The sequence below is a fragment of the Rhizobium arsenicireducens genome (assembly GCF_964021225.1).
Genome location: NZ_CAXHYK020000001.1, coordinates 2,656,810 through 2,677,920, shown reverse-complemented (window position 1 = coordinate 2,677,920; position 21,111 = coordinate 2,656,810). Strand labels below are relative to the sequence as shown.

Genomic DNA, 21,111 nt, shown 5'->3' with positions numbered 1-21,111 from the left:
GGGAGGAAAGAGATGACGGGCCTGGTTCTCAAGGATATCCATAAGAGCTACGGGCAGGTGAAGGTCCTGCACGGCATCGACCTGACGATCGAGGTGGGCGAGTTCGTCGTCTTCGTCGGCCCGTCCGGCTGCGGAAAATCAACGCTTTTGCGCATGATCGCCGGTCTCGAGGATATTACCGCTGGCGAGATGATCATCGACGGTCATGTGGTCAACAACGTGCCGCCGTCGAAGCGTGGCATCGCCATGGTATTCCAGACCTACGCGCTCTATCCGCATATGACGGTCTACGACAACATGGCATTCGGCATGCGGATCGCCGGCGAGAGCAAGGAAGAGATCGACCGCCGCGTCAAGAGCGCCGCCGACATCCTGCAACTCACGCCCTATCTCGACCGCCTGCCCAAGGCGCTCTCCGGCGGCCAGCGCCAGCGCGTGGCGATCGGGCGCGCCATCTGCCGCGATCCGAAAGTTTTCCTGTTCGACGAACCGCTGTCCAACCTCGATGCGGCATTGCGCGTCGCGACCCGTATCGAGATCGCCAAGCTCAACGAGTCCATGCCGAACACGACGATGATCTATGTCACCCACGACCAGGTCGAGGCGATGACGCTTGCCGACCGCATCGTCGTCCTGTCCGACGGCCGGATCGAGCAGGTCGGTCCGCCACTCGAGCTTTACGAGCGCCCGGCCAATCTCTTCGTCGCTCAGTTCATCGGCTCGCCGTCGATGAACATCATGCCGACCACCATCGCCTCGGCCGGCAATCCCACCACCCTGACGCTCAAGGACGGGACTTCGGTCCTTGTCGACATCGAGACGCCGGCCAGCGATGTGGGCAAGGTCGCGAGCTTCGGCGTCCGCCCAGAGGATCTCGACATCGCCACCGGCGAAGATTTCCTGTTTGAGGGCACGCTCAGCATCGTCGAGGCGCTCGGCGAGGTAACGCTGCTCTATGTCGAGGGACCCGTCGAGGACCAGGCGATCGTCGTCAAGCTTCCGGGCATCGTCGATGTCAAGAAGGGCGAGAAGCTGCGTTTTGCCGCCGACCGTTCCAAGCTGCATCTGTTCGATGAATCGGGCCACACCTACAGGAAGTGACCTTCGAAAATTAAGATCCCGTTTGCCCTGACCGCAGACGGGATCGCCTTGTCCACAGGGCGGCAGGGCGCAAACACCATCTGTTAAATTCCCTCCTGCTAGGCTCTCTTCCATAACAACTGGAAACCAGGGGCAGGGACATCAGATGAGACAGGCGGTCGGTGGCAGCCATTATCTGCAACGCGAGGAATCCTTCATGTACGACCGCGAGGCGCGGTTCGCGATGGAGGATACGATGAATGCGGCGCGCATCGAATATACCGAGAAGGGCGTCATGCACATGGCCGCCCGGCGCTGCGACGTAATCAAGATTTCCATGAGTGGTGCGGTCCTCGGCCTGCTCACCCAGTATAACCTGCCCCAGCAATTCTATCTCGATCTTCCCGACGCCCGCATCACCAAGGTCGGCTGCCTGCTGATGAAGGCCTTTGCCAACAACACCGCGGAAGTGCGCTTCCTGCGCCTGCTGACGAAGAAGGAGCTCGACCGGATCTTCGTCTTCTCGACCCATCCCGCCCATAGGGACCGGGTGCTCGACGTCCGCTCCTGGTAGGGCGGGCGAAGCACGGTCCATGCACGACATTAAAGGCCGGCGGAGCGCAAGCTTCACCGGCCTTTCGTATTTCTGACTCGACTTTGCCGGCAAACGGCGAAATCCTCCCGCCCTCATTCAGCAGAAGGAATTTGTCATGTCCGAACAAAGAGTCGCCATTATCACCGCCGGCGGAAGTGGCATGGGGGCGGCTGCGGCAAAACGCCTCGCAAGCGATGGCTTCAAGGTCGCGGTCCTGTCGTCCTCAGGCAAGGGTGAGGCACTGGCGGCCGAACTCGGCGGCTTCGGTGTGACCGGTTCGAACCAGTCGAACGACGATCTGAAGCATCTCGTCGACGGCACCATGGAGCGTTTCGGCCGCATCGACGTTCTTGTCAACAGCGCCGGCCATGGACCGCGCGCCCAGATCCTCGAAATCACCGACGAGGACTGGCACAAGGGTATCGATACCTATTTGCTCAATGTCATCCGCCCGACGCGGCTGGTGACGCCTGTCATGCAGTCTCAGAAATCCGGAACAATCATCAATATTTCAACGGCCTGGGCCTTCGAGCCGAGCGCCATGTTCCCGACCTCCGCCGTGGCTCGCGCCGGCCTTGCGGCCTTCACCAAGATCTTCGCCGACACCTATGCGGCCGATAATGTGCGCATGAACAACGTCTTGCCGGGCTGGATCGACAGCCTGCCGGCAACCGAGGAACGGCGCGGCAGCGTGCCGATGCAGCGTTACGGCAAGAGCGAGGAGATCGCCGCGACCGTGGCCTTCCTCGCTTCCGAGGGTGCCGGCTATATCACCGGCCAGAACATCCGTGTCGACGGCGGCCTTACGCGCGCCGTCTAGTTGTCAGTTTTTGCCTTTTTCTCGCCATTTCTGCCAGCGATAAAAGAATCACGCGGCGTAAACTTCTTGGTTACCAAGATTCTTCATAGTTTAGGACATCCGGAATAGCGGAGGTCCTGACAGAGGATCTCTCGGCTCACCGGATGTGTAAAGGCCGCGGCGATCAACCCCGCCCGGCCGTCCGGCCTCTGGTAGCGAGTGAGAGTATGGCGTTCTCGACCGAGACAAACACCAAGGACAGACCGTCCGCTGGTATCAAATCCCGATCCGGAAAAGGCCGCAAGGCCTCCAAGAGCCCCGTCGCCATCGGCGTCGGTCTGGCCGCCATCCTTTGGGTGACGGCCGGGATCGCCAGCGTCTATTCCCTGACATCGGAACCGAAGCTGGCCCCGCCTGCCATGGCTCTGGTCGAGCGCCCTGCCGACGTCGGCAAGGCGTTGAAGCGTACCGACCGGCACGCGCCCGTCAGCCAGGCCGAGGTCGCCCGGCTCCGCATCGCCGAAGCCGTCGCGGCGACCGATGGGATCGGGCTGCTGATGCTTCCGGCTTCCATGGCGCTGGCCGCCGTCGACAAGGGTGACCGCATGCTGGAGCGGCGCGAGCGCGCCTCCCGCGATCCCAAGGCCCGCGACATGCTGCGCCTGGCGCTGGCCGAGTCGGTTGCCGCACGCAATGCCAAGGCGATCGCCGGGCTCGGTCCGCAGGAGGAGAACCGCATCGCCGCAACCGGCGCGCCGATCCATACCGCCTCGATCAATCCCGCGGCCCTCGCACCCGGCGCAAAACTCTCGGACGATGCGCAAGCGCTCGTGAGCGCGCCGGCCGCCCTTGCCTATGCCGCGCCGCAACCGGCCAAAGAAATCGTGAACCCCGGCACGGACCCGCGCGAGCAACCCTTTGTCGAACTGCTGTCCGAGCCGCAAGCGGAAGACCATAGCGCGCTGCCCGACGATGTGCCGCTGCCGTCCGCACGCCCGAACGCACCGGCGCGCGTCACCGAAAAGCCCGAGGCCGGCGCAAAGAACAAGGCCAAGGCCGAGAAGCCGGCGACCCTGCTCGCCTATGCCAAGCCGGATCGCCCTTCGCTGACCGACAGCGACGAAGAGCGCCCCTCGCTCTTCTCCCGCAAGCCCAAGTTGCCGGGCCGGGGCGTTGCCGTCTATGACATTTCCGCCGGCGTCGTCCACATGCCAAACGGCGAAAAGCTGAAGGCGAGCTCCGGCCGCGGCAAGTATCGGGACAATCCGAATTTTGTCCACGTCAGGAACCGCGGAGCCACTCCGCCCAACGTCTACAGCCTGCGGATGCGCGAGAGCCGCTTCCATGGCATCGAGGCGATCCGCATGACCCCGGTCGGCGATGCCAAGATGTACGGCCGCGACGGTTTCCTTACCCACACCTATCTCCTGCGGGTGCCGGGAGATTCCTCCGGCTGCGTGGTCTTCGCGGACTACAACAAGTTCCTCAACGCCTTCAAACGCGGTCAGGTGAAGACGCTGATCGTGGTGCCAAAGATGAACGAACTGCCGAAATACGTGGCGATGATGTGAACGGGGCATGCGCCCGAAAATAGGAAGCCGGTCATCTCGATGGCCGGCTTCTTGCGTTTCGGAGTCGGTGCAGCTGGCGTCTTCGCTGGATTGTGTCCGCAGGCCGGATGCTTCGAGGCCCTCGCTTCGCGAGGGCACCTCAGCATGAGAGGGCTTGCGCCGACCTAATACAACACGCTGGCACCCTCGTCCGCCGGTCCTGCCACCCGGCGGAGCGGCGCGAAGAGTTCGCGGCCCATGCCGAATTCGTTGGCCGAGAGATCGGCGACGACGGCCGGGCGGGCGGCGAATTCGGCGGCGTCGACCAGCACTTCCAGCGTTCCGGCAATGGCGTCGAGGCGGATCATGTCGCCGTCCTGGATGCGGGCGATGGCGCCGCCGTCGACGGCTTCGGGCGTGAGGTGGATCGCCGCCGGGATCTTGCCCGACGCGCCGGACATGCGGCCGTCGGTGACGAGCGCCACCTTGTGGCCGCGGTCCTGCAAGACGCCGAGCGGCGGGGTGAGGCGATGAAGCTCCGGCATGCCGTTCGACTTCGGTCCCTGGAAGCGTACGACGGCGACGAAATCGCGGTCGAGCTCGCCGGCCTTGAAGGCGTCCTGCAGCGCCTGCTGGTCGTGGAAGACGATGGCCGGGGCCTCGATCACCTGGCGCTCCGGCTTGACGGCGGAGATCTTGATCACCGCCTTGCCGAGATTGCCGGTCAGCATCTTGAGCCCGCCGTTCGACTGGAACGGCGCCTCGATGCGGGCGAGAACCTTGGGATCGGCACTCTCTTCCGGCGAGGGCTGGCGCTCGACGGTGCCGTCGGGCCCAAGCCTCGGATCGATCGTATAGGCGGCAAGGCCCTGGCCATAGACCGTGCGCACGTCGTCATGCAAGAAGCCGACCTTCAGGAGTTGCTTGATCAGGAAGCCCATGCCGCCGGCGGCGTGGAAATGGTTCACGTCGGCAAGCCCGTTGGGGTAGACGCGGGCAATCAGCGGTACGATGTCGGAGAGCTTCTGAAATGTCCTGCCAAGTCAGCTGGATGCCGGCGGCGCGGGCCATGGCGATCAGGTGCAGGGTGTGGTTGGTCGAGCCGCCGGTGGCATGCAGGCCGACGACGCCGTTGACGATCGAGCGTTCGTCGACCATTTCGCCGGCCGGGGTGAAGTCATTGCCCTGGGCGGTGATGGCGAGCGCCCGTTTGGTGGCTTCCCTGGTCAGCGCGTCGCGCAGCGGCGTATTCGGGTTGATGAAGGAGGCGCCGGGCATGTGGAAGCCCATGATCTCCATCAGCATCTGGTTGGAATTGGCGGTGCCGTAGAAGGTGCAGGTGCCGGGGCCGTGATAGGACTTGGACTCGGCCTCCAGCAGTTCGGCGCGGCCGACCTTGCCCTCGGCATAGAGCTGGCGGATGCGCGACTTCTCGTCGTTCGGAAGCCCCGTGGTCATCGGCCCGGCGGGAACGAAGATCGACGGCAGGTGGCCGAAGGTGAGCGCGGCGATCACCAGTCCGGGCACGATCTTGTCGCACACGCCGAGGAAGACGGCCGCGTCGAACATGTTGTGGCTGAGGCCGATGCCGGCCGCCATGGCGATCACGTCGCGCGAGAACAGCGACAGCTCCATGCCCGGCTGGCCCTGGGTGACGCCGTCGCACATGGCCGGCACGCCGCCCGCTACCTGCGCCACGCCGCCGGCTTCGGCCGCGGCGGCGCGGATCAGCGCCGGATAGGTCTCGAACGGCTGGTGGGCCGAGAGCATGTCGTTGTAGGAGGTGATGATGCCGAGATTGGGCACGACGTCGCCGGACAGCGTCGCCTTGTCCCCGACCGAACAGGCGGCAAAGCCATGGGCGAGGTTGCCGCAGGACAGGGTAGAGCGGTGCACGCCCTTGCCGATCTGGCCGCGGACACGGTCGAGATAGACTTCACGGGTCGGCCTGGAACGCTCGATGATGCGGCGGGTGATGGCTTCGATACGGCTGTCTGCGGACATCGGATGTCACTCCTTCAAAACGCGCGCGACGGCTCAGGCTCGATCGACGCGCTGAAAGCCCGCTTCCCGCGGGCGTGTCGGTAGCCGTCCCGCGATCGGGGCGGCAGCGGTGGGGCGGCTCAGGGCGCCCAGTAGATGTCGGGTGCGGTCTTTGACCGTTCAAGCACGGCGCGGACCGGCATCTCGGCCTCGTCGGTACCGGACAGGGCCTTGTCGAGAACCGCCTTCTTCTCCACGCCTTCGATGTGAAGCACCAGCAGGCGCGAGTCGCAGAGGGCGGAGAAGGAGAGGGTGAGGCGGGGCTCACCGGCCCCTTCCGCTTCCATCGTCATCACCCGGCGTGGGGCGCTCGCGTCCAGCGCCTCGGCGAGATGGTCTCCGCCGGGGAAGAACGAGGCGGTGTGGCCGTCATTGCCCATACCGAGGATCGTGACGTCGAACGGTTTGCCGAAGGTGGCAATCTCTGCCGTCGCTAGGGCGGCCGCCTCTTCGGCGCTCGCCACCGGATGGTAGAGGGGAACGAAGGTAGCTTTGGCGGCGGCGTTCTGCAGCAGGTGGGTCCTCACCAGCAGATGGTTGGATCGGCCGTGATCCGGCCCGACGAAGCGCTCGTCGACCAGCGTGACCGTGACCCTGTCCCAGGCGATCGCACGGCTGGAGAGCGTTTCGAACAATAGCGTCGGAGTTGATCCGCCGGAGACCGCCAGCGAGGCGGAGCCGCGCGAGGCGATCGCCGCCTGAAGGACGGACGAGATTTTTCGGCCAGAGCCTCGGCAAGGGCGGTGCGGCTTTCGAACTGGTGCATCACATGGGGCATGGCGTCCGTCCTAGTCCGCTTCGTGCCAGGTCCGGCCGTCGCGCTCGATCAGCGCGATCGCCTGGCTCGGACCCCAGGTGCCGGCGGTATAGCCTTGCGTCTTCTGGCCGGTCTCCTCCCAGCTCGTGAGGATCGGGTCGACCCAGCGCCATGCGGCCTCCACTTCGTCGCGGCGCATGAACAGCGTCTGGTTCGAGCGGATGACGTCCATTAGCAGGCGCTCGTAGGCGTCCGCATTGCGCACGTCGAAGGCCTGGGCGAAGCTCATGTCGAGCGACACGTGTCGAAGCCGCATGCCGCCCGGACCGGGGTCCTTGATCATCAGCCACTGCTTGACGCCCTCGTCGGGCTGCAGGCGGATGACCAGCATATTGGCTTCGATCCGTCCGGCGGCATCGTCGAAGATCGAGTGCGGAATTGGCTTGAAGGCTATGACGATCTCCGACATGCGGGCGGCGAGCCGTTTGCCGGTGCGCAGATAGAAGGGAACGCCGGCCCAGCGCCAGTTGGCGATCTCGGCCTTGATGCCGACAAAGGTCTCCGTGTCGGAAGGGCCTTCGAGTTCCTCCGCATAGCCCTTGACCGGGCCGCCCGCCGAGGCGCCGGCCTTGTACTGGCCGCGCACGGTGAGTTTTTCCACATTGGCCGGGGTGATCGGCTTCAGTGAGCGCAGCACTTTGAGCTTCTCGTCGCGCACGCTTTCCGCATCCATGGAATTGGGTGCTTCCATTGCCACCAGGCAGAGAAGCTGCAGGATGTGGTTCTGCACCATGTCCCTGAGTGCGCCGGCCTTGTCGTAATAGCTGACGCGGCCCTCAAGGCCAACGGATTCGGCGACCGTGATCTGCACATGGTCGATATGCGCGGAGTTCCACAAGGGCTCGTAGAGCGCATTGGCGAACCTGAGCGCCATCAGGTTCTGCACCGTCTCCTTGCCCAGATAGTGGTCGATGCGGAAGATCTGCTCTTCCTTGAACACCTTGCCGATCGTGTCGTTGAGGATATCAGCCGAGGCGAGGTCGCGGCCGATCGGCTTTTCGACGACGATGCGGGTCGACTGGGTGATCAGCTGGAAGTCGCGGATCTTGTCGGCGATGTCGCCGAACAGCGAGGGCGACACCGCGAGGTAGAAGGCGCGCACCAGATCCTTGCCCTCGTCGAGCAGCGTCTTCAGCTTGTCCCAGCCCTCCGGCGACTTGGCGTCGACCGAGACATAATGGATGCGGGCGCAGAACTTCGCCACCTCGTCATCGGCCCATTCGCCAGGTTTCAGGTGTTCTTTCAGCGCGTTCTTTGCGAAGTGGCAGTATTCCTCCTGCGTCATCGGCGTGCGCGAGGCGCCGATGATGCGGGTCGGCTCGGTCAGCTGGCCGGCGAGCTGGCGGTGATAAAGGGCGGGCAAGAGCTTGCGCTCCGCAAGATCGCCGGTGCCGCCGAAGACGACATAGTCAAACGGCTCGACGGGGATGATCTGGCTGCTCATTCAGGCTTCTCTCAATCGAAATCACTGAAGCCAGATGTAATCTAATCGATTTAAAAAAGCCAGTGGGCAGGTGCGAAAACCTGCCCGCAGCGCAAAAATCAGAAGCGGTCGCGCAGCGCGTACCAGGTGAGGGCCAGGAACAGAAGCGGCGTGCGCAGGCGCGAACCGCCGGGGAAGGGCGGGATTTTCAGGTCGAGCAGATGGTTGAGCTCGCGGCCCTTGCCCGTCACCATGTCGGCATAGAGCTTGCCGCAATAGTTGGACAGCATGACGCCGTGGCCGGAATAGCCGCCGATCGAGATCACGCCGGGCATGACTTCGCGGGCGAAGGGCTTGCGCGGCATGGTGATGCCGACCGATCCGCCCCAGCCATGGGTGATCTCGATATCCTTGAGTTCCGGATAGATCTCGGCGATCTGCCTGCGGATATGGGTGGAAATGTCACGCGGCGTGTCCGAGGTATAGGCCTCGCGCCCGCCGAACAGCAGTCTTCCGTCGCGCGTACGGCGCCAGTAACGCACGACGAAGCGCGAGTCGGCGATCAATTCCTTGCCCGGGATGACGGAGGGGAACTTGTCGAGCGGCACCGTCGCGCCGATGAAGGAGCGGATCGGCATGACATGGGCGGCCGTCACAGGCTCGAGATTGCCGATATAGGCATTGGTCGCGATCAGCACCTTATTCGCGGTGATCGTGCCGGTCGGCGTGTCGATCAGGGTCTTGCCCCCGGACTGGCGGATCGACGAAGCCTTGGTCATCTCATGGATGTCCGCACCCGCAGCCTTGGCCGCCCTGGCGAGCCCGACGATCAGCTTCAGCGGATGGATATGGCCGGTGCCGCTGTCGCGCACGCCGCAGAAGAAGCGCTGCGAGCCGACGCGTTCCGCGGTTTCCTTGCCGTCCATGTAGGCGAGATGCGGATAGCCATAGCGCGTTGCGGCGATCTCCGCCGTGCGCTGGTATTCCTTGTCGTGCCCCGGCTTGTGGGAGACGTTCATCTGGCACGGCATGAATTCCATGTCGATGCCGTTTTCCTCCGCGAAGGCCATCAGGTATTTCTTGGCGTTCTCGGCCAGGTCGAACAGCGCCTTGGAGCGCTCGTAGCCGAGTTCGGCCTCCAGTTCTTCCGGATACCAGCGCTGGCCGGTGCCCATCTGCCCGCCATTGCGGCCGGATGCGCCGTCGCCGATTCGGCAGCCCTCGATCACGACGACCGAGAGGCCGGCCTTTGCGAGGTTGTAGGCGGCCTGCAAGCCGGTGAAGCCGCCGCCGACAATGGCGACGTCAACCGTCTTCGATCCGTCGAGGGCCGGATATTCCGGCCGCTCGGTCACGGTGGATTGATACCAGGAGATCCCCGGAGCGATCGGGCTTTGCCAGGTCATGGAACCCCTTCCCTCAGACGTTCAGCAGCAGGAATTCGCGTTCCCACGGGCTGATGACCTGCATGAAGGTCTCGAATTCGCCGCGCTTGACGCCGGCATAGATGCCGATGAACTCCTGCCCGAAGACTTCGAGGAAATCCGGCTCGTTCTCCATCAACGACACCGCTTCGAGCAGGCCGCGCGGCAGATCGACGGAACCTTCGTTGGCCGAACCCTCGGCGGCTGCCGTCGGCTCGATCTCCTTGATGATGCCGAGGTAGCCGCAGGCGAGAGAGGCCGCAAGCGCGAGATAGGAATTGGCATCCGAACTCGGCAGGCGATTTTCGACGCGACGGGCAGCGGCATTGGAAACCGGCACACGGAAGGCCGTGGTGCGGTTGTCATAGCCCCAGGCATTGTTCACGGGCGCCGCCATATTGGGGGTCAGGCGCCGGTAGGAGTTTACGTATGGAGCGAGCATGACCAGCGCGCTTGGTACATATTTCTGCATGCCGCCGATGAAGTGGAAGAACTCCTTCGACGGCGAGCCATCCGGGTCGGAGAAAATGTTCTTGCCCGTCTCCACGTCGATCACCGACTGGTGGATGTGCATGGCGGAGCCCGGCTGACCCTGCATCGGCTTGGCCATGAAGGTGGCGTAGATGCCGTGTTTCAGCGCCGCCTCGCGGATCGTGCGCTTGAACAGGAAGACCTGGTCGGCAAGCTCGACCGGGTCGCCGTGGCGAAGGTTGATCTCGAGTTGGGCCGGCCCCTCCTCGTGGATCAGGGTGTCGATCTCAAGACCCTGCTTTTCCGAGAAGTGGTAGATGTCGTCGATCAGTTCGTCGAACTCGTTGATGCCCGCGATCGAATAGCCCTGGCCGCCGAGGATGGAGCGGCCGGAGCGGCCCTTCGGCGGATGCAGCGGATAGTCGGGGTCGTCGTTCATCGCAACGAGATAGAACTCGATCTCCGGCGCGACGACTGGCTTCCAACCTTTGTCGTCGTAAAGCTTTACAATGTTCTTCAAGACGTTGCGGGGCGTATAGGAAACCTGCTGGCCATCGGAGCCGACGACGTCGCAGATTACCTGGGCGGTCGGATCGGTCTCCCAGGGGACGACCGACAGCGTCGACAGATCCGGCACCAGCTTCAGGTCGCTGTCGCGCGGTTCATAGCGGAAGTTCTCGGTTTCTTCCGGATATTCGCCGGAAATCGTGTGGCGGTAGAGCGCCGACGGTAGCGCCAGCGAGGAATCGCCGGTGAACTTGGAGGTCGGCATCATCTTGCCGCGCGGCACGCCGGCGAGGTCCGGCGTGATGCATTCGATGTCCTCGATGCCGCGGGCGCGCAGCCAGGCGGTCGCCTCTTTCCACGTCTTGACGCCACGGGTGGACTTTGGGTCCGGAGGAATGCTCGCCTTTTTCGCAGCTGCGCCTTTGGGTCTGAGCATATTCTTCTTCGGAGGCATGTCTCACCGTTTGTTTGTTGATGGCGGCATCATAACCCGAGTTCGGCGTTTGGCGAGGGGGGAACGGCATTGACTTTGACTGATCGATCGAAAAAACAGTGTTTCTTTGACGCAGGGGCCAAGAATTGGCGCATATATTTGATCTTGCTATCATAGGGGCCGGCGCCGCCGGCATGATGTGCGCGCTGACTGCCGGCCAGCGCGGCCGCACCGTCTTGCTCGTCGATCATGCCCGGGCGCCGGGCGAAAAGATCCGCATTTCCGGCGGCGGGCGCTGCAATTTCACCAATATTCATGCTGGCCCGAAGAACTATCTGTCCGGCAATCCGCACTTCATGAAGTCGGCGCTCGCCCGTTTTACGCCGGCGGACTTCATTGCCATGGTCGAGACACACAAGATCGCCTGGCACGAGAAGACACTCGGCCAATTGTTCTGCGACGACAGCGCCCGAGACATTATCCGCATGCTGCTCGACGAGATGCGCTCCGGCGGGGTCGACATGCGGCTCGGAGTTGAGATTTCCGCTGTCGAGAAGGGCGAGGGGGGCTTTCGCCTCCAGACGACGGACGGAGAAATTCAAGCCGCTTCCGTGGTGATCGCCACCGGCGGCAAATCGATCCCGAAAATGGGAGCGACGGGTTTTGCCTATAAGGTCGCGGAACAGTTCGGCCTTCGGCTGACGGAGACGAGGCCTGGGCTGGTGCCGCTGACACTTGATCCGGTGCTGCTGGCCGAGCTTGCGCCGCTTTCCGGTGTTTCTGTCAATGCCGAGGTGCGCCACGGCAAGACAGCGTTTCGCGAGGCCCTGCTGTTCACCCACCGAGGCCTGTCCGGTCCGGTCATCCTGCAGATCTCCAGCTATTGGCGCGAGGGGGACGAGATCACGCTTTCCCTCGAACCGGATGTCGATTTCGCCGCTGTGCTGAAGGCGGCCAGGAAGGAGAATGGCCGTCAGGCGGTGCAGACGGTGCTGGCGCTGCACCTGCCGAAGCGGCTGGCGCAATATGTTGCCGAGCGCTTGGCCCTCGAAAAACCGCTCGCCGATCTTTCGGACAAGGCGCTGGAGGCTGCGGCGAACTTCCTGCGTGCATGGACGATCAAGCCGGCAGGCTCAGAGGGCTATCGCACGGCCGAAGTGACCCTCGGCGGGATCGACACGGCAGGGCTGGATTCGAAGACCATGATGGCAAAAACCGTCCCCGGCCTCTATTTCATCGGCGAATGTGTCGACGTCACCGGCTGGCTCGGTGGATATAATTTCCAGTGGGCCTGGGCGTCGGGCCATGCGGCGGGCGAGAGCGTCTGATCCCAACGGGACAACCGCTCTGATGCAAAGCAACAAGATCGCGTGATCGAACGCAATTTGCCCAAGCTTTCCGCCATATTTTAGCTATTGTTAACGTGCCAGGATCATTCTGGTTCGATGCCGGCATCCTTAGCTGGATGTGACATGATATTGAACCGGATTGCCGCCATGAGACGGCATTGTTTTCCTCAACGGCAGTGTACAGGATAGCGCCGATGAACAGACAGAACAGCAAGCCACGGGTGATCGCCATTGCTAGGACGCGCGACGAAGACCGCGCCCGGCTTGTCCGCTTCACCCTCCTTAGCATCGGCGCCTCCGCAGCGCTTGCCGCACTGGCTCTCGCCTTCGCCGGTTGAGTTCAGGCGGACCGGTAGCCGGCCGTGCTGAACGTCGAGTGACCGGCGCTGGCCGGGCTCCGATTGTCGTCGTCATTGGAGGGCCGGGTGCAAGCCCGATCCGCATGCTGGCGCCATCGGGGCGCTGCGCGTGTCCTTGCCGGGGTCGGACAACGGCCAATCCGCCTGTGGATCGTGACGGGCAATGACGATCCGCCACCAGCGGGAAATCCGCGCGGAGGTCGAACGGATGCGCAAGCCGATGAAGGCGCACGCGGATCTTGTCGCCGGCAGGCGACCGAGGCTCGGTTGACGCGAGCCCCGTCGGCGCCACGGTGTTGCGAACTATTGCGCGGACGGGACGCGCGCGATCACCTTGATCTCGAAATCGAAACCGGCAAGCCAGTTGACGCCGATGGCCGTCCAGTTCGGATAGGGTCGCTGGTTGAAGACGCGCTGCTTGACCTCCATGATGGCCGGGAACTGTGTTTCCGGATCGGTATGAAAGGTCGTGACATCGACGATATCATCGAAGCTGCATCCGCCGGCATGGAGCGTGGCTTCCAGGTTGCTGAAGGCGAGCTCGACCTGGGCGGAGAAGTCGGGCTCCGGCGTGCCATCGGACCGGCTTCCCACCTGTCCCGACACAAACAACAGGTCATCGGAACGGATCGCCGCGGAATAGCCGTGCTCCTCATAAAGCGCGTGTCGATTGGCGGGAAAGATGGCTTGGCGTCTTGTCATGCAGGGTTCTCCAGTCATTCTTTTGCTGCGGGGAAGGCTTGGCAGGCGGCGCGAACAGCATTATTCATACGAGGCGTATGTGAAATACGCGCATACGTCTCGTATGTCAATTGGCATACGGTGCGTATCTGAAATCAAGGATCAGCATGGCAAGACGACGCAGTGAGACCATGGAGGAAAACCGCGCCAAGCTCATTGCGGCGGCTCGAGCGGCCTTTGCCGAGCAGGGCTATGCAGCGGCGTCGATGGATGAGCTTACCGCCAAGGCCGGCCTGACCCGAGGTGCCCTCTATCATAACTTCGGGGACAAGAAGGGCCTTCTGGCCGCTGTGGTCCATCAGATCGATTCCGAGATGGCGGCGCGCGCGCAGGAGCGCGGAGCAGGCGCAGACAGCGCTTGGCAGGCCCTATTGGACGAAGGGGTAGCCTATATCGAAATGGCGCTCGACCCTGAGGTGCAGCGCATCGTCCTGCTGGATGGACCTGCTGTGCTTGGCGATCCCTCGCGGTGGCCGAGCCAGGGCAGCTGCCTGCAGGCGACCCGCGTGGTCGTGGAGCGCCTTATCGCGCAAGGCACGATCAAGCCCGTCGACGCCGAAGCGGCAGCGCGGCTTTTGAGCGGCGCAGCCCTCAACGCAGCCCTCTGGATCGCCGCAAGCGACAATCCGGGAGATGTACTGCCCAAGGCCGTGGATGCCTTCCGGACCTTGGCGGAAGGCTTGCTCGCTAAAGCCCTCTAGCCCCTGAAAACGAAAATCCCGCGCAGCGACCGCGTGAAGCTCCCCCCGAAGCCAGCGATCATTGCGCGGGAGCCGACCCGGGGTTTTGACGCCCCGAATGGTCCGTAAAGCTTTTTTACTTGCCCTGGGTCACGATGACCGGGATCAACAGGTCGCCCCAGTTGCCGTCGCCGCCGTGATGGCGGGCGGAGCGGACGAGCTCGACCGATACGCCGGCGTCAACCGCCTTCATGACCGACTGGTTGAGGCGATGCAGGTCGTTGGCCACCATGCGGATCATGGCCTGCTGGTCGGCAGTCATGGCGGAAGCCTGTTCTTCAGCGCGTTCCTTAACTCGGGTCTGCGGGGTCATGGCATTTCTCCTCTTATATGCGGGGTTCTTGAATTGTTGATCCAGGGTATTGGCAGTCCCTTCTCCCCGCGAGCGGGGAGAAGGCTAGGGTGAGGGGCAGGCCCTTAGGCTTACTCGGCTGCGGGCTTGAACTGGTCGGTTTCGGTCAATTCCTTCATCGCCGTGGTCGAGGACTGGCCGCCGGTGATCGCCATGGAGACGGCGTCGAAGTAGCCGGTGCCGACTTCGCGCTGGTGCTTGGTGGCGGTGTAGCCGTTGACTTCCGCCGCGAATTCGGCCTGCTGCAGCTCGGAATAGGCCGCCATCTGGCGATCCTTGTAGCCGCGGGCCAGTTCGAACATGCCGTAGTTCAGCTGGTGGAAGCCGGCGAGCGTGATGAACTGGAACTTGTAGCCCATCGCGCCGAGTTCCTTCTGGTACTTGGCGATCGTCGCGTCATCGAGGTTCTTCTTCCAGTTGAACGACGGCGAGCAGTTATAGGCCAGCTTCTTGCCCGGATGGGCCTTGTGCACGGCTTCGGCGAACTTGCGGGCCTGTTCCAGGTCCGGCTTGGAGGTTTCCATCCAGATCATGTCGCAATGCGGTGCATAGGCGATCGCACGGGCGATGCAGGGCTCGATGCCGTTCTTGACCTGGTAGAAGCCTTCCGCGGTGCGGCCGGCGTCATAGTCGACGAAGGGTTGGTCGCGCTCGTCGATGTCCGAGGTCAGAAGCTTGGCGGCTTCGGCGTCGGTGCGGGCGATGATGAGCGTCGGCGTGCCCATGACGTCGGCGGCGAGACGCGCGGCGTTGAGGTTGCGGATGTGGGCCGCCGTCGGGATCAGAACCTTGCCGCCGAGATGGCCGCACTTCTTCTCCGAAGCGAGCTGATCTTCGTAGTGGACGCCAGCAGCACCGGCTTCGATGAAGGCCTTCATGATCTCGAAGGCGTTCAGCGGGCCGCCGAAACCGGCTTCTGCGTCGGCGACGATCGGGGCGAACCAGGTATCGACCGAGAGGCCCTTGCCTTCCGAGGTTTCAATCTGGTCGGCGCGCTGCAGCGTCTTGTTGATGCGCTTGGCCAGCTCAGGTGCGGCGTTAGCCGGGTAGAGCGACTGGTCGGGATACATCGACGATGCGGTGTTGGCGTCGGCAGCGACCTGCCAGCCGGAGAGGTAGATGGCCTTCAGGCCGGCGCGGACCATCTGCATGGCCTGGTTGCCGGAGAGCGCGCCGAGCGCGTTGATGAAGGGCTCTTCGTTGATCAGTTTCCAGAGGCGGTTGGCGCCCATTTCTGCGAGCGAATACTTGATTTCGACCGAGCCGCGCAGACGCTTGACGTCTTCTGCGGTGTAGGGGCGCTCGATGCCGTCATAGCGGCCCTTGGGAGCGGACGGGATGATGTTGTAAAAATCGGTCATAGCAAACTCCATCTTGCTCTGGTTCACGAAGCCACTGTCCTTTTGCTGGCAGAAGTTTCGCTTTCGATGTGACTGGATTTACAGCGCACTGCACAAAACGTCCAGATAAATGGGGAAATCGATCCCCGGAAAGAGGTTAGCATGTCTTGCCTTTGACATTGGGGCACTGTAAATTTGTAAAAATTGTTAATGTTGTCGCTGGTCCGATTGTCGGCCAAGGTTGTAAAAGGTGTGTCAAGATGGCGGAAAACAAGATCTTTGCCGGCCCAAGGGTGCGGCGTATCCGCAACGGGCTGGGGCTGACCCAGACGGCGATGGCCGAGGCGCTGGAAATCTCGCCCTCCTATCTCAATCTGATCGAGCGCAATCAGCGTCCCCTGACGGTGCAGCTGCTACTGAAACTGGCCGCCGTCTACAAGGTCGATCTCGACGAGCTGCAGGGCGAGGCGGGCGGGATGGCCGGCCATCTGCGCGAGGTGTTCGCCGATCCGCTCCTGGCCGGCGAAGTGCCGGGCGACCAGGAGTTGATCGAGGTGGCGGAAGCCGCGCCCAATGCGGCGGCGGGCGTCGTCAAGCTCTACCGCGCCTATCGCGAGCAGGCAGCAAGGCTGACCGATCTTGCCGAACTGCTGGCGCGCGAGGGCCACGAGACCTCGATCTCCGGCACGCGCCTGCCGATCGACGAGGTGCGCGAAAGGTTCGAGATGCGGCCGAATTTCCATGCGCGGATCGAGGATGCGGCGGAAGCCTTCCATGCCTCGCTCGGCCTGTCGCCCGGCGAGGACCTGGCGCCGGCGCTGAAGGCCTGGCTGAGGACCAAGCATGGCATCGTCGTTCGCACCCTGCCGATCCACACCATGCCCAACCTGCGCCGCCGCTACGACCGGCATTCGATGCGACTCTTCCTGTCGGAACGGCTGTCGCCCTTCGACCAGTTGCGCGAAGTGGCGATGGAGGCGAGCCTGCTGGCCTTCGGCGAGGAGATTGCCGCCGCGCTCGAGGGCCTGGCCTTTTCGACCGGCGAGGCCAAGCGCCTCGGCCGTTTCGAACTGGCGCGCTATGCGGCGCATGCGGTCATCATGCCCTACGCCGCCTTTCTTTCGGCGGCGCAGCGGGCCCGCTATGACATCGATATGCTGCGTTCGCGCTTCAACGTGTCCTATGAGCAGGCGGCCAACCGATTGACCATGCTGCAGCGGCCGGGGGCTTCGGGCGTGCCCTTCTTCATGCTCGAGGTCGACAATGCCGGCCACCGTTTCCGCCGGGCCGGTGCACTGGGCTATCCCCAGGCCAAGTTTGGCGGCGGCTGCCCCAAGCTCAATATCCATGCGGCCTTCGCCCAGCCGGGCCAGGTGCTGGTCGATCACGTCGAAATGCCGGACGGTACCAGCTTTCTTACCCTGTCGCGCACGCTCGACGGTCCACAGGCCGGATTCAGCGAGCGGGTGCGGCGCACGGCGCTGCTGGTCGCCTGCGACATTGCCCACCGCGACGAGGTGGTCTACGGCCAGGTGGTCGCGGGTTCGACGCTCGGCCCGGTCGCGGTCGGAACCGCCTGCCGGCTGTGCGAAAGGCAGGGATGCCTTGCCCGCGCCGAGCCGCCGGTGACACGCCCGCTCGGCCTCGACGAGATGGTGACGGGGCTCTCCGCCTTCGATTTTCAGTAGGTCCCGCACCGTTTGCGACTGCGAAGATTACCCCTTGTCGCTCGTCCATTTCCTTTCTACTCTGTTAAAAAAAACTGAGGGAATAGCTGATCGGGCGACGTGCCCGGAGGCTGGAACAGGAGAGAAAATGCGCAATAAAACAATCCGCTTCCTTGCATCCGCCGCGATGGTCACTCTGGCGATGGCTTCGACGGCCAGCGCCGAGGGCGTGGTTCACGTCTACAACTGGTCCGACTATATCGACGAGTCCGTGCTCGCGGATTTCACCAAGGAAACGGGCATCAAGGTTGTCTACGACGTTTTCGACTCGAACGAGATCGTGGAAACCAAGCTGCTTGCCGGCGGCTCGGGCTATGACGTGGTCGTGCCGACCGGCCCGTTCCTCGCCCGCCAGATTCAGGCTGGCGTGTTCCAGAAGCTGGACAAATCCAAGCTGCCTAATCTTTCCAACATGTGGCCGGATATCATGGAGCGGCTGGCAAAGTACGACCCGGGCAATGAATATGCCGTCAACTACATGTGGGGTACGACGGGCATCGGCTATAACGTCGCCAAGGTGAAGGCAGCGCTCGGCGACGACTTCAAGGTCGACAGCTGGGATGCGATCTTCAAGCCCGAGAATGCCGAAAAGCTCAAGGGTTGTGGCGTCAATATTCTCGACGCCTCGGATGAGACCTTCGCCATTTCGATGAACTACATCGGCAAGGATCCGGACAGCAAGGACACTGCTGATCTCGAGGCCGGCGGTGACGTCTACATGAAAATCCGCCCGTCGGTGAAGACCTTCAATTCCTCCTCCTATATCGATGATCTCGCCAATGGCGATATCTGCATGACGATCGGCTGGTCGGGCGACATTCTCCAGGCCAAGGCCCGCGCCGAGGAGGCCAAGAACGACGTCGAGATTGAATATGTGATCCCGAAGGAAGGCACCTATATGTGGTTCGACAACCTGGCGATCCCGGCGGATGCCAAGAACGTCGAGGAAGCCCATGCCTTCATCAACTTCCTGATGAAGCCGGAGGTTATCGCCAAGGCCTCGAACTACGTGCAGTATGCCAACGGCAACCTTGCATCCCAGGCATTGCTCGACGAGGAAGTCTTCAAGAACCCGTCGGTCTATCCGGATGCGGAAACGGTCAAGAAGCTCTTCACCATCTCGCCCTATGGGCCGAAGGAACAGCGAATCTTGAACCGCGTCTGGACCCAGATCAAGACCGGGAACTGACCCGATCATGACAAACCGGGCGCCTTGAGGGCGCCCGGTTTATTTGAGCTAAATTTTCAATAGGCATTTGGATCGGGCGATGGCGAAATCTCTGGGACCGGTAAAACGCAAATTCTCGCCCTGGACCGATCCCGCATCGGTCCCCTTCATCCGGTTCGAGAACGTGACGAAGCGCTTCGGCGACTTCACCGCTGTCAAGGATCTCACCCTCGACATCTATGAGCGGGAGTTCTTTTCTCTGCTCGGGCCCTCTGGCTGTGGCAAGACCACGCTGATGCGCATGCTGGCCGGTTTCGAGGAGCCGACCGAGGGGCGGATCCTGCTGCAGGGCAATGATATTTCCGGCGTGCCGCCCTATCGGCGGCCGACCAACATGATGTTCCAGTCCTATGCGCTCTTCCCGCACATGACGGTGGCCAAGAACATCGCCTTCGGTCTTGAGCAGGATCGCCTGCCGAAGGACGAGATCGATGCGCGTGTCGCCGAGATGTTGAAGCTGGTGAAACTCGAGGAGTTCGCCAAGCGCAAGCCGAACCAACTCTCCGGCGGCCAGCGCCAGCGCGTGGCCCTCGCCCGCTCGCTCGCCAAGCGGCCGAAGGTCCTTTTGCTCGACGAGCCGCTCGGCGCGCTCGATCGCAAGCTGCGCGAGGAAACCCAGTTCGAACTGATGGACATCCAGCAGACGCTGGGCACCACCTTCCTGATCGTCACCCATGACCAGGAAGAGGCGATGACCGTGTCCGACCGCATCGCGGTGATGGAAAAGGGCGAGATCATGCAGGTGGCAACGCCGGCTGAGATCTACGAGGCACCCAACAGCCGCTACGTCGCCGACTTCATCGGCGACATCAACATCGTCGAGGGCAGGCTCGAGGCGGTCGAGAAGGTTGCCGAGGGCGATCTGGCGACGGTGATCTGCAACAGTGGTTTGAAGGTGGTTGTCGACCAGCCGTCCTGCAAGGCCGAACCCGGCGCCGCTGTGGCCTTCGCCATCCGGCCGGAGAAGGTCCGCATCGGTAGTGCCCCCCCGGCCGACAGTGCGGTCAACGCGCTTTTCGGCGAGGTCTGGGACATCGGCTATCTCGGCGACTTCTCGGTCTTCATTGTCAAGCTTGAGGATGGCAGCACCTTCCGCGCCGCCCAAGCGAATACCCACCGTCTTGTCGACCGACCGATCACCGTGGACGACAAGGTCTGGCTCAGCTGGCCGGTCGATGCCGGCCTTGTTCTGACGCGCTGAAGGACGAGACGATGAGCGAAGCCACGTTAGCCCCGACACCGACATCGTCACCGGCCCGCTGGCTGGTGGTGCTCATACCCTATGTCTGGATGGTGCTGTTCTTCATGGCGCCGTTCTTCATCATTGTGAAGATCTCGCTGTCGGATACGGCGATCGCCATGCCGCCCTATGTGCCCGTGTTCGAGGGGCTGTCGTCAATCGGCACATTCTTTTCCGGGTTGGACTTCGAAAACTACGTCTTCCTGACGGAAGATTCTCTCTACATGAACGCCTATCTGTCGTCGCTGAAGATTGCGGTGATCTCGACCTTCCTGCTGCTCCTGATCGGTTATCCGATTGCGCTTTCCATGGCGCGCGCCCCGATCTCGATCCGCCCCACGCTGCTGATGCTGGTGATCCTGCCGTTCTGGACCTCGTTCCTGATCCGCGTCTATGCCTGGATCGGCATCCTGAAGCCGGAAGGGCTGTTGACGCTACTGCTTCAGGCCATCGGCCTCTACGGCCCCGACGAGCAGGTGCAGATCTACCGCACCGACATCGCCGTCTACATCGGCATCGTCTATTCCTACCTGCCCTTCATGGTCCTGCCGCTCTATGCGGCGTTGGAAAAACTGGACGGCACGCTGCTCGAGGCTGCGAGCGATCTCGGCTGCCCGCCATGGAAGGCTTTCTGGCGGATCACCTTTCCGCTGTCGATCCCGGGCGTGATCGCCGGCTCGATGATCTGCTTCATCCCGATCACCGGCGAATTCGTCATCCCCGACCTGCTCGGCGGCGCCGAGACGCTGATGATCGGCAAGACGCTGTGGACCGAATTCTTCAGCAATCGCGACTGGCCGCTCGCCTCCGCCGTGGCCGTATTGCTGCTTCTCTTGCTGGTCGTGCCGATCGCCATCTTCCAGAACCAACAACAGAAGGTGTGAGGGCGAAAC

The 21,111-nt window shown here is 62.9% G+C and carries 17 protein-coding genes and 2 pseudogenes; 11 read left to right on the top strand and 8 right to left on the bottom strand.

The window, feature by feature from the left end; translation table 11 throughout:
* The first annotated feature begins 12 nt into the window (after positions 1-12).
* The 4 genes from ACWPVA_RS13330 (at position 13) to ACWPVA_RS13315 (ending at position 4,045) form a co-directional block, all read left to right on the top strand.
* Positions 13-1,101 carry an ABC transporter ATP-binding protein gene (locus ACWPVA_RS13330; RefSeq protein WP_454288146.1) on the top strand — a complete coding sequence of 363 codons (1,089 nt, stop codon included), beginning with the start codon at positions 13-15 and terminating at the stop codon, positions 1,099-1,101.
* Positions 1,102-1,297: 196 nt separating this feature from the next.
* Entirely contained in the window at positions 1,298-1,654 is a 357-nt protein-coding gene (locus tag ACWPVA_RS13325; protein ID WP_454289592.1) for a hypothetical protein, read from the top strand.
* Between the two features lie 136 nt (positions 1,655-1,790).
* The gene (locus ACWPVA_RS13320; protein ID WP_454288145.1) at positions 1,791-2,495 is read left to right on the top strand and encodes an SDR family oxidoreductase; all 705 of its coding nucleotides are present in this window, start codon (positions 1,791-1,793) and stop codon (positions 2,493-2,495) included.
* A 206-nt stretch (positions 2,496-2,701) separates the two neighbouring features.
* Positions 2,702-4,045 (top strand): DUF2778 domain-containing protein, encoded by a 1,344-nt coding sequence (locus tag ACWPVA_RS13315; protein WP_454288144.1) that lies wholly within the window; start codon positions 2,702-2,704, stop codon positions 4,043-4,045.
* 164 nt (positions 4,046-4,209) lie between these two features.
* Here ACWPVA_RS13315 and edd read toward each other — a convergent pair.
* The 5 genes and pseudogenes from edd to ACWPVA_RS13290 all read right to left on the bottom strand — a co-directional run bounded on the left by edd (position 4,210) and on the right by ACWPVA_RS13290 (position 11,163).
* Positions 4,210-6,028 (bottom strand): annotated as a pseudogene (gene edd / locus ACWPVA_RS13310) (phosphogluconate dehydratase).
* 119 nt (positions 6,029-6,147) lie between these two features.
* A pseudogene (gene pgl, locus ACWPVA_RS13305) lies at positions 6,148-6,845 on the bottom strand (6-phosphogluconolactonase).
* Positions 6,846-6,855: 10 nt separating this feature from the next.
* Positions 6,856-8,328: a glucose-6-phosphate dehydrogenase gene (zwf, locus tag ACWPVA_RS13300; protein ID WP_454288143.1), complete on the bottom strand. Its 1,473-nt coding sequence runs from the start codon at positions 8,326-8,328 to the stop codon at positions 6,856-6,858.
* A 98-nt stretch (positions 8,329-8,426) separates the two neighbouring features.
* Positions 8,427-9,713, bottom strand: a complete 1,287-nt coding sequence (locus ACWPVA_RS13295) for an NAD(P)/FAD-dependent oxidoreductase (RefSeq protein ID WP_454288142.1) — start codon at positions 9,711-9,713, stop codon at positions 8,427-8,429.
* Positions 9,714-9,726: 13 nt separating this feature from the next.
* Positions 9,727-11,163 carry a glutamine synthetase family protein gene (locus tag ACWPVA_RS13290; RefSeq protein WP_454288141.1) on the bottom strand — a complete coding sequence of 479 codons (1,437 nt, stop codon included), beginning with the start codon at positions 11,161-11,163 and terminating at the stop codon, positions 9,727-9,729.
* A 125-nt stretch (positions 11,164-11,288) separates the two neighbouring features.
* Here ACWPVA_RS13290 and ACWPVA_RS13285 point away from each other — a divergent pair, with 125 nt between their 5' ends.
* Together ACWPVA_RS13285 and ACWPVA_RS13280 are read left to right on the top strand one after the other, a co-directional pair.
* Positions 11,289-12,470, top strand: coding sequence for an NAD(P)/FAD-dependent oxidoreductase (locus ACWPVA_RS13285; protein ID WP_454288140.1), 1,182 nt, complete (start codon positions 11,289-11,291; stop codon positions 12,468-12,470).
* Positions 12,471-12,685: 215 nt separating this feature from the next.
* Entirely contained in the window at positions 12,686-12,829 is a 144-nt protein-coding gene (locus ACWPVA_RS13280) for a hypothetical protein (RefSeq protein WP_454288139.1), read from the top strand.
* A gap of 324 nt (positions 12,830-13,153) precedes the next feature.
* Here ACWPVA_RS13280 and ACWPVA_RS13275 read toward each other — a convergent pair whose 3' ends face one another.
* Positions 13,154-13,552, bottom strand: coding sequence for a RidA family protein (locus tag ACWPVA_RS13275; RefSeq protein ID WP_454288138.1), 399 nt, complete (start codon positions 13,550-13,552; stop codon positions 13,154-13,156).
* A gap of 146 nt (positions 13,553-13,698) precedes the next feature.
* Here ACWPVA_RS13275 and ACWPVA_RS13270 point away from each other — a divergent pair, with 146 nt between their 5' ends.
* Entirely contained in the window at positions 13,699-14,292 is a 594-nt protein-coding gene (locus ACWPVA_RS13270; RefSeq protein ID WP_454288137.1) for a TetR/AcrR family transcriptional regulator, read from the top strand.
* A 115-nt stretch (positions 14,293-14,407) separates the two neighbouring features.
* On the opposite strand, the gene ACWPVA_RS13265 is transcribed toward ACWPVA_RS13270, so the two are convergent.
* On the bottom strand, positions 14,408-14,644 hold the full coding sequence (locus ACWPVA_RS13265) for an SMc00767 family acetate metabolism repressor (protein WP_454288136.1): 237 nt from the start codon (positions 14,642-14,644) through the stop codon (positions 14,408-14,410).
* Between the two features lie 110 nt (positions 14,645-14,754).
* Positions 14,755-16,044 carry an isocitrate lyase gene (aceA, locus tag ACWPVA_RS13260; RefSeq protein ID WP_454288135.1) on the bottom strand — a complete coding sequence of 430 codons (1,290 nt, stop codon included), beginning with the start codon at positions 16,042-16,044 and terminating at the stop codon, positions 14,755-14,757.
* A gap of 239 nt (positions 16,045-16,283) precedes the next feature.
* Here aceA and ACWPVA_RS13255 point away from each other — a divergent pair, with 239 nt between their 5' ends.
* The 4 genes from ACWPVA_RS13255 to ACWPVA_RS13240 all read left to right on the top strand — a co-directional run bounded on the left by ACWPVA_RS13255 (position 16,284) and on the right by ACWPVA_RS13240 (position 21,102).
* Positions 16,284-17,711: a helix-turn-helix domain-containing protein gene (locus ACWPVA_RS13255; RefSeq protein ID WP_454288134.1), complete on the top strand. Its 1,428-nt coding sequence runs from the start codon at positions 16,284-16,286 to the stop codon at positions 17,709-17,711.
* A gap of 166 nt (positions 17,712-17,877) precedes the next feature.
* The gene (locus tag ACWPVA_RS13250; RefSeq protein WP_454289591.1) at positions 17,878-18,939 is read left to right on the top strand and encodes a polyamine ABC transporter substrate-binding protein; all 1,062 of its coding nucleotides are present in this window, start codon (positions 17,878-17,880) and stop codon (positions 18,937-18,939) included.
* A gap of 79 nt (positions 18,940-19,018) precedes the next feature.
* Positions 19,019-20,179 carry an ABC transporter ATP-binding protein gene (locus ACWPVA_RS13245; RefSeq protein ID WP_454288133.1) on the top strand — a complete coding sequence of 387 codons (1,161 nt, stop codon included), beginning with the start codon at positions 19,019-19,021 and terminating at the stop codon, positions 20,177-20,179.
* 11 nt (positions 20,180-20,190) lie between these two features.
* Complete coding sequence (locus tag ACWPVA_RS13240) at positions 20,191-21,102, top strand: ABC transporter permease subunit (RefSeq protein WP_454288132.1); 912 nt, start codon at positions 20,191-20,193, stop codon at positions 21,100-21,102.
* The last annotated feature ends 9 nt before the right edge of the window (positions 21,103-21,111 follow it).

What these genes read in the sequence shown, in the direction of transcription:
- ACWPVA_RS13325 (WP_454289592.1), top strand. Translation starts at nt 1,298, where the DNA reads ATGTACGACCGCGAGGCGCGGTTCGCGATGGAGGATACGATGAATGCG.
- ACWPVA_RS13315 (WP_454288144.1), top strand. Translation starts at nt 2,702, where the DNA reads ATGGCGTTCTCGACCGAGACAAACACCAAGGACAGACCGTCCGCTGGT.
- ACWPVA_RS13275 (WP_454288138.1), bottom strand. Translation starts at nt 13,552, where the DNA reads ATGACAAGACGCCAAGCCATCTTTCCCGCCAATCGACACGCGCTTTAT.
- zwf (WP_454288143.1), bottom strand. Translation starts at nt 8,328, where the DNA reads ATGAGCAGCCAGATCATCCCCGTCGAGCCGTTTGACTATGTCGTCTTC.
- aceA (WP_454288135.1), bottom strand. Translation starts at nt 16,044, where the DNA reads ATGACCGATTTTTACAACATCATCCCGTCCGCTCCCAAGGGCCGCTAT.
- ACWPVA_RS13295 (WP_454288142.1), bottom strand. Translation starts at nt 9,713, where the DNA reads ATGACCTGGCAAAGCCCGATCGCTCCGGGGATCTCCTGGTATCAATCC.
- ACWPVA_RS13250 (WP_454289591.1), top strand. Translation starts at nt 17,878, where the DNA reads ATGGTCACTCTGGCGATGGCTTCGACGGCCAGCGCCGAGGGCGTGGTT.
- ACWPVA_RS13280 (WP_454288139.1), top strand. Translation starts at nt 12,686, where the DNA reads ATGAACAGACAGAACAGCAAGCCACGGGTGATCGCCATTGCTAGGACG.
- ACWPVA_RS13240 (WP_454288132.1), top strand. Translation starts at nt 20,191, where the DNA reads ATGAGCGAAGCCACGTTAGCCCCGACACCGACATCGTCACCGGCCCGC.
- ACWPVA_RS13255 (WP_454288134.1), top strand. Translation starts at nt 16,284, where the DNA reads ATGGCGGAAAACAAGATCTTTGCCGGCCCAAGGGTGCGGCGTATCCGC.
- ACWPVA_RS13245 (WP_454288133.1), top strand. Translation starts at nt 19,019, where the DNA reads ATGGCGAAATCTCTGGGACCGGTAAAACGCAAATTCTCGCCCTGGACC.
- ACWPVA_RS13290 (WP_454288141.1), bottom strand. Translation starts at nt 11,163, where the DNA reads ATGCCTCCGAAGAAGAATATGCTCAGACCCAAAGGCGCAGCTGCGAAA.
- ACWPVA_RS13265 (WP_454288136.1), bottom strand. Translation starts at nt 14,644, where the DNA reads ATGACCCCGCAGACCCGAGTTAAGGAACGCGCTGAAGAACAGGCTTCC.
- ACWPVA_RS13320 (WP_454288145.1), top strand. Translation starts at nt 1,791, where the DNA reads ATGTCCGAACAAAGAGTCGCCATTATCACCGCCGGCGGAAGTGGCATG.
- ACWPVA_RS13270 (WP_454288137.1), top strand. Translation starts at nt 13,699, where the DNA reads ATGGCAAGACGACGCAGTGAGACCATGGAGGAAAACCGCGCCAAGCTC.
- ACWPVA_RS13330 (WP_454288146.1), top strand. Translation starts at nt 13, where the DNA reads ATGACGGGCCTGGTTCTCAAGGATATCCATAAGAGCTACGGGCAGGTG.